Below are 12559 nucleotides of genomic sequence, written 5' to 3' on the forward strand. Positions count from 1 at the left end.
TTTCCATGTTTTTTGATATACTTCCAAGGGTCGGATTAAAACCAAAAGATTACATTCTTAAATTCATACTTCCTGCAAGCGCAATTTCAATCCTATTATTAATTTTAGGAATAACCTACTTTTCAGGATACACCCGATTAGTTGTATTATTTTTACCGCTTCTTTTAATGGGAAGTGCTATAGGTTATCCCTACATTGAACTCGATTCACAGCGCCAGAAAATAAACGAAAGACTCCACATATTTATTACAAAATTTGGTGTCCTTTCGATCACGGATTTAGATAGAAAAGAATTAATGCACCTTTTAGCAACTGAAAAAGAAGAATTAGGCCAGCTTGCAATTGAGTCCCACAAAATCTTCGTATTAATTAAAAGATGGAACCAGTCCCTTGCAGAATCCTGCAGATTTTTGGCAAACAGATCTCCAAGCAACCAGTTCGGTGATTTTTTAGACCGTATGGCATATTCAATAGACAGCGGTCAGGATTTAAAAGAATTTTTAAGTGGGGAACAGGACGTTGTGATGGAAGATTACGGTGAATTTTATAAAAGGGCAATCTACACGCTCGATACATTTAAAGAAATGTACGTCAGCGCGGTGACTTCGGTGTCATTTTTCGTAACTTTTGCGATTATTGCACCATTTTTGCTCCCTTATGACTTTGTTACAATGGTAACTGTCGCCCTTTTGGGATTTATACTGATTGAAGTTATACTGGTTTATGCAATAAAGAGCAGACTTCCCTATGATCGTTTGTGGCATACTGGAGAAAGACCAACCAAAATCGACTTAAAATTAAAAAAATGGCTAATAATTTCAGTTATTGGAACAGTATTGGTCACAATATTCCTACTCTGGGGAAAATTTATTGGAGAAATACCCCAAATAATGAAATTACCCTACCAGATAATTTTCGCGCTTGGAATGAGCCCCCTTGCAATTGGAGGATACTTTGCACAGCGTGAAGAAAATATCGTAATTAGAAAAGAATTCAACTTTCCAGATTTTTTAAGGTCATTGGGAGATTCAGTTAGTGCAAAAGGTGGTGGTATGACCGATTCACTAGAATACCTCTCATCAAACGACTTTGGACCACTAACAAAAGATCTAGAAGGACTTTACAAAAGAGTATCAATTAGGGTGAACAGTCAGAAAGCATGGCGATACTTTGGATATGACACCTGCAGCTACATGATACAGCTTTTCTCCGAAATGTTTGAACGATGTACATTTTTAGGAGGAAATGCGGGTCTTGCTGCACACATGATTGGAAAAAACTTCAGAAAAATCATTAACTTGAGAAGAGCAAAATATCAAAGTGTTAGCCAGTTTTCTGGAATTATGTACGGATTATCTGGAGGTATGGCACTTACCCTATATGCATCAGCAGGGGTTGCAAACATGGTAAATGGCCTCTATACAGGTCTTGATATACCCGACACTATGATTTCTTTGGTGAATATCATAACCCCTGAAGACTTCAACCTAGTTGCATATTTAATATATGGGGTGCTTGTAATTTATTCGATTGTTTCAGGATACCTGATAAAATTGATGGATGGGGGACACTATCAAGTTTCACTCATGCACTTTGTGATAATGCTCTGGGTTGCATCAATAGTTGGATACATCACAGAAGTAATGACCGGAAGCCTGCTTGGAACGAGCCTCCCAATTTAATTATTTGAATAATGAACCAATTAAGAAAGCAATTAATACCAAATTCGTTACTATTTTTATATTTCTTGAAGCTTTTTTCGCCTCTTTTTTTGAAGGATTTTTTACAAGGTTGTATATTCCAATTAAAAATAATAAATCACAGAATACCACAGAAAGCATATAATAAATTCCAAAAAATCCAAATAAATACGGTAAAGGACTTAAAAAAACTGCAAATACGAGCAAAAATGCAGCAATGTATACCGACTTTTCACCGCATTTTATCGGAATTGAAATTACCTTTTCTTGTATATCTCCCTCTATATCTTCATAATCCTTAATTATTTCTCGAGACCACATTGCAAATAACGCACACAAAAATAGCATTATTGTAACATCTATATTTCCAACCGCAATTCCACCAAAAATAAACACTGAACCTGTTAAGTATGCCACAATTAAGTTTCCGATGATTTTATTCTTTTTATAAGTACTCGCATACTGTTGGAGTACGATAGAATTTAAAACTGCCATTAAAAAGCATGCCATATTAAATAAAGAGATAAATAACCCTACAAACACCAATAAATATGAAAATACCCTTGCATCAGTTAATGAAAGTCTTTTTGAAGGAATGGGTCGTTCTGGTTTGTTTATTTTATCAATTTTTAAATCATAGATATCATTTAAAGCATTTCCAAACCCGCAAACTAAAAAAACGACTATCGATGCGAGAATTAGATCATAGACTGTAGCAAGATTGAAGTAGGATGCAATCAAACCCCCGATAAATGCCCCAAAAGATGCCGTTAAACAATTTTTTAACCTAATTAACTCAAAATATGCTTTTATATCCATATCTTCACCTACCTTAAAATATATAGCTATAAACTTAGATAAATAGGTTGATACTTCTAATCCGTGATAAAATGTTGAAATTTGGAACCGCAGGAATCCCAATAAATGCGAAAAGCACCGAAAATGCACTTGAATATCTAAAAAAAATTAATCTTGATGCAATGGAACTTGAATTTGTTCGTGGTGTCAACTTAAAAAGTGAAAAAGCAGAACTTTTAGCAAAAAATTTGGAAATTACGCTCAGTGCACACGCCCCATATTATATCAATTTAAATGCAAAAGAACCTGAAAAAATCGAATCCAGTATTAAGAGAATCGTTGATTCTGCAAAAATTATTCATATATTCAACAAAAAAAATTCCGAAAATAAAAATGTGGTTTTTCATTCTGGATTTTATTTAAAACAGGATCAAAAATTAGTTTATGAGAAAATAAAAGCAAATACCCAAAGAATAATTGAAATAATGGATGAAAATAAAATAAATGCTATGTTGAGGCCAGAAACTACTGGAAAAGGTTCACAGTTTGGAAGCGTTGATGAATTAATCCAGTTATCAACTGAAATTGAAATAATGCCCTGCATTGACTTTTCACATGTTTATGCGCGAAGTCTTGGAAAAATAAATGATTACGATTCCTTTTCAAATATTTTATCAAAACTTGAGAATAATCTCGGAAAAAAAGGAATTAAAGACATGCACATCCACATTTCAGGAATTGAATTTGGAAATGGCGGAGAAAAAAAACATCTCCCGATATCAAATTCTGAATTTAAGTATTTAGAGGTATTAAAAGCTTTAAAAGATTTTGAGTGTTCTGGTACTGTTATCTGTGAAAGTCCGAGATTAGAATACGATGCAGTTATTTTAAAAAAGAATTATGAAGAATTGTAAGAAATTACTGCTGAACTGGAACTATCGAAATTTTTTTAAGAGAATTTCCCTTTTTACATTCTACTTTTTCTGGAAGTATTGAAGAAACCCGGTATTTTCCAGATATTCCTTCAGGATGGCATGAAAGGTAATTTTCACAGCATACTCTGTCACAGTGGACATCTACATGCGTTAAAGTTACGCCTTCAAGCGCTTTTTTAGATTCTATTATTATTGTAAATTCTGCAGGCATTACTTCTACCACCTTAACACCGTTTTCATGGACTGTGCACGGGTGATTTGCAGATCGGACACTTACTATTTTGTATCTCGTTCCAACATCCAGGTTATTGTGACATATTCTTTTAAATCTGCAAGGTTCGCATTCTTCGAGTGGCCCAAGATAAATAAACTCATTTCCAGTTTTTGCAAGCTCGCTGCCAATTAAGGTTATTTTTTTCATGAATAAATCACCGATAATAAGATTGAATAAATAGTACTAACTATAATAATCGAAATTATATTATATAAACAATGTCAAATAGATTTCAGTCGAAAATTACAGGTGTTTTATATGTGCGGAATAATCGGGTATATCGGAAATGAACGGGCTTCAAAAGTACTGTTAAACGGATTAAAAAGGCTAGAATATAGGGGATACGATAGCTGCGGAATTGCAACTATTGATGATACGATTAAACTTAAAAAAAATACTGGAAAAGTTTTGGAAGTTTCCAAAAAAGAAAATTTTGAAGATATGACTGGATTTACTGGAATAGGGCATAGTAGGTGGGCGACACATGGCGGGATTACAAAAAACAATGCGCACCCGCACTACGACTGTAGCGAAAAAATTTGCATTGCTCATAATGGAATCATATCTAATTACCGGGAATTAAAAGAGTTTTTAATTTCAAAAGGCCATGTTTTCAAATCCGAAACTGATACTGAAGTTATCCCGCATTTGATTGAAGAAGAACTAAAAAATTTTGAAGAATTAACCGAAAATAACTATATTGAGGGACTTAAAAATGCAATTGGAAAACTTAAAGGAACTTACGCACTTTTAATTTTAAATCAGGCTTTTCCAGAAACATTGATCGGAGTTAGGAACGAAAGTCCACTGATTTTAGGGATAAAAAATGATGAATGTTTTATTGGAAGTGATATTTCGGCATTTTTAGAATACACTAAACTTGCAATGCCGCTAAATGATTGCGATATGGTAATTTTAAGAAAAAAAAACAATAAAATAGATATTGAAGTCTTAAACGATGGAAAAAAGGTTGAAAGAGAAATTATTGAACTTCAGTGGGACATGGAAAGTGCTGAAAAGGAAGGATTCGACCACTTCATGTTAAAAGAAATTATGGAAGAACCGGTTATCTTAAAAAATTCAATGAAAATTTCAAAACCTGAAATTGAAAATCTTGCAAAAGAAATTGAAAAATGTGATAAAATATACATCACCGCAATGGGCACTTCACTTCATGCTGCAATGGTTGCGGAATACTGGTTCTCAGGATTAAATAAATTAGTTATTCCACTCGATTCATCTGAATTTTTAATAAAAGGAATTGTTGATGAGAAAACTTTAGTTATTGGGATAACTCAAAGTGGTGAAACATACGACACCATGAAAGCAATCAAATACGCTAAAGAAAAGGGTGCAAAAACTGCAACTATAGTAAACGTGCTTGGAAGCACCGCGACTAGGGAAGCGGATATCACGATAATGATGGGTTCAGGCCTAGAAATTGCGGTTTGTGCAACAAAAACATTCATGTCACAGCTTGTTATTTTATACCGGTTATTCATTGAGTATGGTAAAATCGTCGGAAAAAATATGGATATTTTTGAAAAAGAATTACTAAATATTCCAGATTACATTTCAAAAGTTTTGGATGAAAAAGAAAATATCTCAAAAATTGCAAAAGAAATAACCGCTAAAAACTATCTTTTCATTTCAAAAGGAATTAATCTTGCAAATGCCCTTGAAGGGGCTTTAAAATTCAAAGAAATAACCTATTTGCATGCAGAAGGAATGAGCAGCGGATTTTTAAAACACGGGACAATTTCACTAATTGATGAAAATATGGATACGGTTGCACTAATTCCGCCTTCAAAATCCGAACTTTTAAGTTCCGTTCTTTCAAATGTAGAAGAAATAAAAGCAAGAAATGGTAAAGTCATCGGAATTTCACCGGTTGAAAATAATTTAGAATATTTGGTAAAAGTTCCGGATGTAATTGAAGAAGTGAGCCCTTTTGTTTATGCGCCGGTTTGCCAGCTTTTAGCATATTATAAAGCTGTTGAGTTAAAAAGAGATGTAGATAAGCCACGGGGGCTTGCAAAAAGTGTTACAGTTGAGTAATTCGTTTTAATCTTTTCTTTTTTTCAATATCTACGCCCATATTTTCTTCGAGCTCCACCATTTTTGGCGGAAGTTCGTCCCATCTCCAAAAGCCCCTTAATACCTCGCTTTCTGGGAAGTATTTCTTGAGATATTTTACCCATCTTTCAAAGTAGTCTGGATAAAGTTTTTTTACTCTCAAAAATTCGCTGTTTAATGCTGAAGGGCATAAATAACAGCCGATTCTTTCAAATCCTTTATCGTACATCGGATTGTAGGATATATCTTTTGAAAATATGTAACTCCAAACGTCAAGTGAATTCCAGTCGAGAATCGGAAATATATTTGTCTGGAAATCGATAAACCCACTTTTTCTTTCGTAATCTAGATTTGCACGGGTGAAACTTTCATATTTTCTTGAACCATCAATTGTAAGAACTTTTTTGTTTCCATACTTCTTTTTTAAGTATCTTTTCAAAGGCATGAGTTTGCATGCACTGTTACACCATCGATTGTCTTTCGTTGGAATACCTTCTTTTTCAAGATTATCCCAGAAATTATCCCCGTCTACAGTATCAAGATTTATATCGTATTTTTTTGCAAAATCTTTTACATAATTTAGGGTTTCTGGATATTCTAAACCCGTATCGATAAATACAACGTCTAAATCAGGAATAACTTCTTTTGAAATTAAAGTACATACTGCACTGTCCTTTCCACCACTAAATGATGCATTTATTACATAGCCTTTTCGTTTGTATTTTTCAACTGCATCCTGAAGGATTTCTATTGAATATTCAATCTTTTCATCAAGATTTTCTTTATTGTTTTCCAAATAATCTGCAATCTTTTGAAAGTCAAGTTCCTTTTTCCTTGAAAGGTCTTTTACTTTTATCCGATCCTCTTTTCTAACCCCCACACCTAAAAAGTCCCCAATTTTAACTCCAATATATTCAAAATCATCTTTTAATGCTTCATTCAATTCTTCAGGGTTTTCCAAAAGTTCTTCTTTAATATATTTTCCTTTAAGCCTTTTTTTAGTATATTTTAAGGAAATTTTTGGATCTTCGATCATGTAATAAAGAGGAGAGGGAATAAATTTCCAAGTTAAATCTAGTAAATCAAATTCGAGTGTTCCAATCTGATCTTCAGAAACGTAAACCCTTTTTCTGTAATCAATTCCTGAAAGCTTTTCTAAAAGGATTAAATCATCTTCTTGGAAGTTTTTTCCGGTTAAATCATTTAAAATCTTTATTTCGTACGGTGATGCAAATTTTGTGTCTTCTTTGAACATAGTTTTTACCTACAAATCTTCACTTTAATTTAAATTATAATTTTTCTTCAAGATAATTAACAAAATCTCCAATTTCTGGGATATATGCCCCACAAGCGAATTTATGTCCTCCACCACTTCCTCCAACCTTTTTAGAAGCGTAATTTATCGCAGTTGCGAGGTTTATATCTTGTGCAAAAGATAACAGCTTTGGACATCTTGCTGAAACCTTGTATCCGCCATCTACTTCAGAAACTGCAAAAATTGGCTTTTTCCAATCAACCTTTTCAAGAGAATAGCTCATTCCAGCAACAATTCCAACGATGTTTCCCGTTATTGCATTTTTATCAACTTCAAAGTACTGGAAGTTTTCCTTCTGAACTATTTCAACTTCGTTTCGTAAAAAATCCATCGAACCTGCGAGATTTCTTTTGTGTTTTTTGAGCATTCTAAGCATTTTACTGTAGTTTTTGTCTCGATCCCCTTTTAGAACTTCAAGAGGAACCTCATATTCATCGTATCTCGAACATCCGTTTATACAGGTTGAAAATTCTTCCAGATTTTTCAAATTCGATTTAAATTCTTCATTTACTAACTCGTAGCTTTCTCCAAAAATAACTTTTGGAAGGTGTATTCGCCAGGCAGGGGGGATATATCGACTGCACTTGTGTAAAAACTCACTTCCCATGATTTTTTTCTGTTCGAATGTGAGATCACACAGATAATCTTTTGGAATTATATTGGTTCCGTGCTTTCTGTTTACATTGTTTATAAAGTTAATTATTCGAGAGTCGTTATCTGTAAGATCGGTCCTAACATCGGTAAAATATTTAATTGAAGTAAAAAGTGGCCTCGTGTGTTTCCCATAAAACTGTAAATCAGGACTTACTGAAATATCTCCTGCATTAATTGCATCCCTTAATATTAAATCCCTATTCAATCCAATTAAATTTCCTTCAAGACTCTGAACGTCTCCAACAGCCCCTAAAACTGCATATTTTGCAAGGTCGGTAAAACGCGGATTACATATCTTTGCAAAAAGATAACAAACTCCAGCACCGCAGATTTCTTTTCCGCCATCAATTCCATTGTTGTGAGGATTTACATTTACGATATTTTCAGGAATTTTTTCATTTGATATCAGGTGGTGGTCTAAAATAATTATTTTTGGCTTTTTTGAGAGTTCTTTTAACTTTTCATTTATTAAATCAATCTGGCCACTTCCAAGGTCTGCAAATATTATCAAATCATTGTCAAAAGGAATTGTATCGATTGTTCCGTAATCGATCTGCCTTAGAAATAAAAATTCGGCTTCAATATTCAATCTTTCGAGAACTTTTTCCAAAATAATTCTGGAATTTATACCATCTGTATCGATGTGGGTACATACTAGTATCTTTTTTTCCCGATTTTTTCTAAGTAATTTAACTGCTCTTTTTAAATTAAGTAAATATTCCATAATAACACCGTTATTCCAAAAATAAAATACAAATTAGACGTTTAAAACTCGAAACTCATTAGAGTACTATTTATATAATATAAAATTAATATATATGTATAATTGACCCTTAAAAAACCATAGAAGGAATATTTATGGATTATCAAACATTACTCCTTGTGTTAATTTCCGGTATAATAGGTTATGTGTTCACAAAAATATCAAAATCTATGACAGGATACTACCTAGTTCTTGTACTAATGTGTACGATTAATACATACGTACTTTTGGAAATGGCATTGAAAACATTGAGTACTGAGGGCATTGTTCCAGTTATCGGATTTTCAATAGCTACAATGGTAGTATTTGAAATTTCAAGAGCATATTTTGATAACTCATTGAGTATTGATACCTCAAGTTTTCGCGGTCTCCAAGAATTTGGGCTTGAGTACTACATAGCCATTATTTTATTCTACTCGGCATTGTTGTTCGTATTTTTACTATATATCATACCACTGGGATACATGAGTATGATATATATTTCAGTGATTATGCTGATTACATCATTTGCACTTGTTGGAAACAGTATTGTTCGGTACTGGGCATTTGAACTATACTTGGTAGTATACCTGATATTAATGGTCGGTTTAATCTTGTTGAATGTAATAGAAATTGAATACTATCCAACAGTACTTGCCCCATATCTGTTTGTTCTAGTATATTACTTGGAAATGAGATCGTTTATAAAAAAAAGAGCTTCGGGAAGAATTTCATTGAAAAAAACTCTTCTAAGATAATCACAAATCATGTATTTCCAAATTTTTAGTTTTTGTATCATATATAAAAAATCCTGTCGAAGAAGGGTTTACTATTAATGAATTTCCGATTTTATCAATGCACCTGCTTTCATGAATATGGCCGCATGCACACAAAACCGGTTTAAATTCTTCGACAATTTTTCTAACTGCACTGCTTCCAACGTTTCCCGCATCATACCTGTCAGCCATTGTATCTTTTGGAGGGACGTGAGAAATTAAAATAAAATTATTTTTAATGTCCATATTTTCATCTTTTAAAATATTAATAAACCTATTATATATCTCGTCTTCAGAATACTCATTTGGACTGCATATGGGGGTCTTGTTTGATCCCCCTAGTCCGATAAAAATAGTATCATCGAATTTAACCATTTTTTCATCAACATTTAAACCCGATTCGTTCATTTTTTCTTTTACATCTGAACATTCCCAGTTTCCAGGAATTAAAAAAACTTTTATCCTTTCGTTTAAATTTTTTAAAAAATCAATAATTCTAGTATCCCCTTCATGGACGATATCGCACGAATCATTCTGATTCTCTGACTTCACAAAGCTACGCTTCGTAAAATCTCCAGAAATTAAAATAGCGTCAGGTTTGTATCTTAAAAGTTTATCAAAATTAATTATACGGTCATGTAAGTCTGTTAATCCAATAATTCTCATAGAACCGCCATAAATTATCCTGAGAGGTTTGACAGTTCTGCAGTAGCATCGGATATCGCATCTGCGAGTGCCTGTGTTGTCTGGTTTGTTGAATTTGTTATCTGTTTTCCAGTATTTGATACATTACTTGCGTAGAAGTATGCTGCGATTGCTGCAACTGCAACTGCTGCCATTACCAGAATACCGATTTCCATTGATAACTGACCTTTTTTTGAAATTAACTTTTTTATAACCATTATAAAACTCCTTAAAAGTTAGCTAGAATTTATAGAAGACCAGTTTATGGAATTATTTTGGATTAATTCTATTTGATTATGGGTTTCGCTTAGTTCGGAACTCCAATCCACACTTGCTGCTTTTGCATTTTTAGCGTAGGAGTATGCTGCGATTGCTGCAACTGCAACTGCTGCTGCAACGAGGATACCAATCTCCATTGATACCTGACCTTTTTTTGATGTTAGTTTAAAAAATACCATCCACTATCCCCAAATAATAAAAAAATTAAAAATAGTTAAAGAATAGCTGCCATTATGCGCTAGAATTTATGGAAGACCAGTTTACACTGCTGTCTGTAACTGCTTCCAACTGATCGAGTGTATCGGTTACCTTACCTGTTGTATCTTCACTTGCTGCTTTTGCATTTTTAGCGTAGAAGTATGCTGCGATTGCTGCAACTGCAACTGCTGCTGCAACGAGGATACCAATCTCCATTGATACCTGACCTTTTTTTGATGTTAATTTTTCTAAAAATTTCATTGAATACCACCTGAACAGTGTTATAGGTTCATTAATCCATATATGCCACAGAATATATATATTTATTTATTTAGTTTTGAACATTAAAGATAGTATAATAATCGATACGATCGAAGAATAACTTTTAAAAGAAAAAAAGTGGAAGTACTGGGATTTGAACCCAGGTCCAGGGATTTCTCCTGCATCGGGCTTTAGTCCACGCAACAAACTTGTGTTTGTGCGCCTTAAAAATCCTTAGATTCTTAAGAAGGCCATATAGGCACTTGGAGTCCCCGATGATAGACCAGACTACACCATACTCCCTATTGCACATTATAAGAATAAAAAAAGATATATATATAATTTACTGTTAAATCCATTATTTAGTAATTTCTTTGATTGCGATTTTTAGTAGTGTAAAATAAAATTTGAAAATATGATCGATCTCGCTTTTGAAATAGTTCTTCCAATAGCATTTGGAATTATAATAGGTTATATACTTAAGAATGCATATAGTAACAACTGCTTTGTATTAATTGGATTTTTTACAGGAATTATCGTAACTGCATTTAGGCTCTACAGATTTATGAAAAAACATCAAAAACAGCTGAAAGAAAACAGAAAACGAAAATGACAGGTTGATTAGGTGAGATTTTGGAATTAATTGTAAAAGAAGAATCAAAAACGGATTATAATTACGGATCTGATCCATACAAAAGAGACATAAAAACGCTTCTAAATACGGGACTTGTTGTAATCGATAAGCCATCTGGCCCAACTTCCCACGAAGTTGCCGCATGGGTTAGAAACATGCTAAATTTAGTTAAAGCAGGGCATGGTGGAACGCTTGACCCAAAAGTTACAGGTGCACTTCCTGTAGCATTAGGAAACACCACAAAGTGTGTTCCGATCTGGCACATCCCTCCAAAAGAATACGTGTGTTTGATGCATCTGCATGACGATGCTAAACTTGAAGATATTGAAAATATTTTCAAAGAATTTACTGGAAGAATTCATCAAAGACCCCCTTTAAAAGCTGCTGTCAAAAGAAGCCTTAGAATTAGAAAAATATACGAAATTGAGATTTTGGAAATCGATGGTCGAGATATATTATTTAGAACAAAATGCCAGTCCGGAACGTATTTAAGAAAACTTGTAGATGATATGGGAGAAGCTCTTGGAACATCTGCACACATGCAGGAACTTAGAAGAACGATTAGTGGGCCATTTTATGAAAATGAAGCCGTTTATTTGCAGGATTTACTCGATGCATATATATTCTGGAAAGAAGACGGAAACGAAGAAGAATTAAGAAAATTAGTAAAACCTCTTGAATACGGGCTACAACACCTTAAAAAAATAATTGTAAAGGATAGCGCAGTCGATGCAGTATGCCATGGAGCTACACTTTATTCTTCAGGAGTTTCAAAAATTGAAAAGGGAATTGGAACTGATGAAGTTGTTCTGATCGAAACACTAAAAGGAGAAGCCGTTGCAGTTGGAAAACCACTCATGAATACAAAAGACATGCTAAAAACCGAAGAAGGCGAAGTTGTAGAAATAACGCGTGTGATAATGGAACCTGGGATCTATCCTAGAATCTGGAAAAAAAGAAATAAAAATGATAAAACTAAAGCGGAATCAAAGAAGAAATAAATTAGCGGTGAATATTATGAAGATTATAATTGACGAAAATTACTGTAAAGGATGCGACATCTGCATTGAAGTGTGCCCAAAAGACGTTTACAAAAAGTCAGAAACACTGAATAAAAAAGGAATTTACCCGCCCATTCCAGTAAACCCAAAAGAATGTACAAACTGCCAGCTCTGCATATTACAATGCCCAGATCAGGCAATTACTGTTGAAACTGAAGAATAAATGTGAAAA

15 protein-coding genes and 1 tRNA gene are annotated in these 12559 nt (G+C 33.5%); 7 read left to right on the plus strand and 9 right to left on the minus strand.

Annotation, left to right across the window (positions count from 1 at the left end):
- Positions 1-5 precede the first annotated feature (5 nt).
- A complete protein-coding gene (gene flaJ, locus HNP90_RS02740) occupies positions 6-1682 on the plus strand; it encodes an archaellar assembly protein FlaJ (RefSeq protein WP_011977332.1) in 1677 nt (558 codons plus the stop codon).
- Here the strand turns inward: flaJ and HNP90_RS02745 are convergent, their stop codons facing one another.
- Complete coding sequence (locus HNP90_RS02745) at positions 1683-2519, minus strand: UbiA family prenyltransferase (RefSeq protein WP_011977333.1); 837 nt, start codon at positions 2517-2519, stop codon at positions 1683-1685. It lies immediately after the preceding gene.
- A 71-nt stretch (positions 2520-2590) separates the two neighbouring features.
- On the opposite strand from HNP90_RS02745, the gene HNP90_RS02750 reads away from it, so the two are divergent.
- Positions 2591-3412 (plus strand): TIM barrel protein, encoded by an 822-nt coding sequence (locus HNP90_RS02750; RefSeq protein ID WP_011977334.1) that lies wholly within the window; start codon positions 2591-2593, stop codon positions 3410-3412.
- Between the two features lie 4 nt (positions 3413-3416).
- Here HNP90_RS02750 and HNP90_RS02755 read toward each other — a convergent pair whose 3' ends face one another.
- Positions 3417-3854 carry a UPF0179 family protein gene (locus HNP90_RS02755; RefSeq protein WP_011977335.1) on the minus strand — a complete coding sequence of 146 codons (438 nt, stop codon included), beginning with the start codon at positions 3852-3854 and terminating at the stop codon, positions 3417-3419.
- 111 nt (positions 3855-3965) lie between these two features.
- On the opposite strand from HNP90_RS02755, the gene glmS reads away from it, so the two are divergent.
- Positions 3966-5765 carry a glutamine--fructose-6-phosphate transaminase (isomerizing) gene (gene glmS / locus HNP90_RS02760; protein ID WP_011977336.1) on the plus strand — a complete coding sequence of 600 codons (1800 nt, stop codon included), beginning with the start codon at positions 3966-3968 and terminating at the stop codon, positions 5763-5765.
- Here the strand turns inward: glmS and HNP90_RS02765 are convergent.
- Positions 5752-7038 carry a phosphoadenosine phosphosulfate reductase domain-containing protein gene (locus HNP90_RS02765; protein WP_011977337.1) on the minus strand — a complete coding sequence of 429 codons (1287 nt, stop codon included), beginning with the start codon at positions 7036-7038 and terminating at the stop codon, positions 5752-5754. The genes glmS and HNP90_RS02765 overlap by 14 nt on opposite strands.
- Positions 7039-7072: 34 nt before the next feature.
- On the minus strand, positions 7073-8476 hold the full coding sequence (gene recJ / locus HNP90_RS02770; RefSeq protein ID WP_011977338.1) for a single-stranded-DNA-specific exonuclease RecJ: 1404 nt from the start codon (positions 8474-8476) through the stop codon (positions 7073-7075).
- A gap of 134 nt (positions 8477-8610) precedes the next feature.
- Between recJ and HNP90_RS02775 the strand changes: the two genes are divergently transcribed.
- Positions 8611-9252 carry a hypothetical protein gene (locus HNP90_RS02775; RefSeq protein WP_011977339.1) on the plus strand — a complete coding sequence of 214 codons (642 nt, stop codon included), beginning with the start codon at positions 8611-8613 and terminating at the stop codon, positions 9250-9252.
- Here the strand turns inward: HNP90_RS02775 and HNP90_RS02780 are convergent, their stop codons facing one another.
- The 5 genes from HNP90_RS02780 to HNP90_RS02800 all read right to left on the minus strand — a co-directional run bounded on the left by HNP90_RS02780 (position 9253) and on the right by HNP90_RS02800 (position 10995).
- Positions 9253-9936, minus strand: a complete 684-nt coding sequence (locus HNP90_RS02780; RefSeq protein WP_011977340.1) for a metallophosphoesterase family protein — start codon at positions 9934-9936, stop codon at positions 9253-9255.
- Between the two features lie 14 nt (positions 9937-9950).
- Positions 9951-10172, minus strand: coding sequence for a class III signal peptide-containing protein (locus HNP90_RS02785; RefSeq protein ID WP_011977341.1), 222 nt, complete (start codon positions 10170-10172; stop codon positions 9951-9953).
- 18 nt (positions 10173-10190) lie between these two features.
- Complete coding sequence (locus tag HNP90_RS02790; protein ID WP_011977342.1) at positions 10191-10412, minus strand: class III signal peptide-containing protein; 222 nt, start codon at positions 10410-10412, stop codon at positions 10191-10193.
- A gap of 52 nt (positions 10413-10464) precedes the next feature.
- A complete protein-coding gene (locus tag HNP90_RS02795; RefSeq protein ID WP_011977343.1) occupies positions 10465-10692 on the minus strand; it encodes a class III signal peptide-containing protein in 228 nt (75 codons plus the stop codon).
- 139 nt (positions 10693-10831) lie between these two features.
- Positions 10832-10995 (minus strand) — tRNA-Trp (locus HNP90_RS02800).
- A 112-nt stretch (positions 10996-11107) separates the two neighbouring features.
- On the opposite strand from HNP90_RS02800, the gene HNP90_RS02805 reads away from it, so the two are divergent.
- Genes HNP90_RS02805 through HNP90_RS02815 form a run of 3 tightly spaced genes read left to right on the plus strand, consistent with a single transcriptional unit; the run spans position 11108 to position 12550 of the window.
- Positions 11108-11305, plus strand: coding sequence for an AtpZ/AtpI family protein (locus tag HNP90_RS02805; RefSeq protein WP_048060424.1), 198 nt, complete (start codon positions 11108-11110; stop codon positions 11303-11305).
- A gap of 20 nt (positions 11306-11325) precedes the next feature.
- Entirely contained in the window at positions 11326-12327 is a 1002-nt protein-coding gene (locus HNP90_RS02810; RefSeq protein WP_011977344.1) for an RNA-guided pseudouridylation complex pseudouridine synthase subunit Cbf5, read from the plus strand.
- A 16-nt stretch (positions 12328-12343) separates the two neighbouring features.
- Complete coding sequence (locus HNP90_RS02815; RefSeq protein ID WP_011977345.1) at positions 12344-12550, plus strand: 4Fe-4S dicluster domain-containing protein; 207 nt, start codon at positions 12344-12346, stop codon at positions 12548-12550.
- Positions 12551-12559: the final 9 nt, after the last annotated feature.

The organism is Methanococcus maripaludis, from assembly GCF_013760955.1.
Classification (GTDB): domain Archaea; phylum AGJL01; class Methanococci; order Methanococcales; family Methanococcaceae; genus Methanococcus; species Methanococcus maripaludis_A.

Bases quoted from the DNA above. Each gene is read 5' to 3' on its own strand.
- HNP90_RS02785 (WP_011977341.1), bottom strand. From the start codon at position 10,172: ATGGTTATAAAAAAGTTAATTTCAAAAAAAGGTCAGTTATCAATGGAA.
- recJ (WP_011977338.1), bottom strand. From the start codon at position 8,476: ATGGAATATTTACTTAATTTAAAAAGAGCAGTTAAATTACTTAGAAAA.
- HNP90_RS02745 (WP_011977333.1), bottom strand. From the start codon at position 2,519: ATGGATATAAAAGCATATTTTGAGTTAATTAGGTTAAAAAATTGTTTA.
- HNP90_RS02815 (WP_011977345.1), top strand. From the start codon at position 12,344: ATGAAGATTATAATTGACGAAAATTACTGTAAAGGATGCGACATCTGC.
- HNP90_RS02775 (WP_011977339.1), top strand. From the start codon at position 8,611: ATGGATTATCAAACATTACTCCTTGTGTTAATTTCCGGTATAATAGGT.
- HNP90_RS02795 (WP_011977343.1), bottom strand. From the start codon at position 10,692: ATGAAATTTTTAGAAAAATTAACATCAAAAAAAGGTCAGGTATCAATG.
- HNP90_RS02765 (WP_011977337.1), bottom strand. From the start codon at position 7,038: ATGTTCAAAGAAGACACAAAATTTGCATCACCGTACGAAATAAAGATT.
- HNP90_RS02805 (WP_048060424.1), top strand. From the start codon at position 11,108: ATGATCGATCTCGCTTTTGAAATAGTTCTTCCAATAGCATTTGGAATT.
- glmS (WP_011977336.1), top strand. From the start codon at position 3,966: ATGTGCGGAATAATCGGGTATATCGGAAATGAACGGGCTTCAAAAGTA.
- HNP90_RS02755 (WP_011977335.1), bottom strand. From the start codon at position 3,854: ATGAAAAAAATAACCTTAATTGGCAGCGAGCTTGCAAAAACTGGAAAT.
- HNP90_RS02750 (WP_011977334.1), top strand. From the start codon at position 2,591: ATGTTGAAATTTGGAACCGCAGGAATCCCAATAAATGCGAAAAGCACC.
- HNP90_RS02780 (WP_011977340.1), bottom strand. From the start codon at position 9,936: ATGAGAATTATTGGATTAACAGACTTACATGACCGTATAATTAATTTT.
- flaJ (WP_011977332.1), top strand. From the start codon at position 6: ATGTTTTTTGATATACTTCCAAGGGTCGGATTAAAACCAAAAGATTAC.
- HNP90_RS02790 (WP_011977342.1), bottom strand. From the start codon at position 10,412: ATGGTATTTTTTAAACTAACATCAAAAAAAGGTCAGGTATCAATGGAG.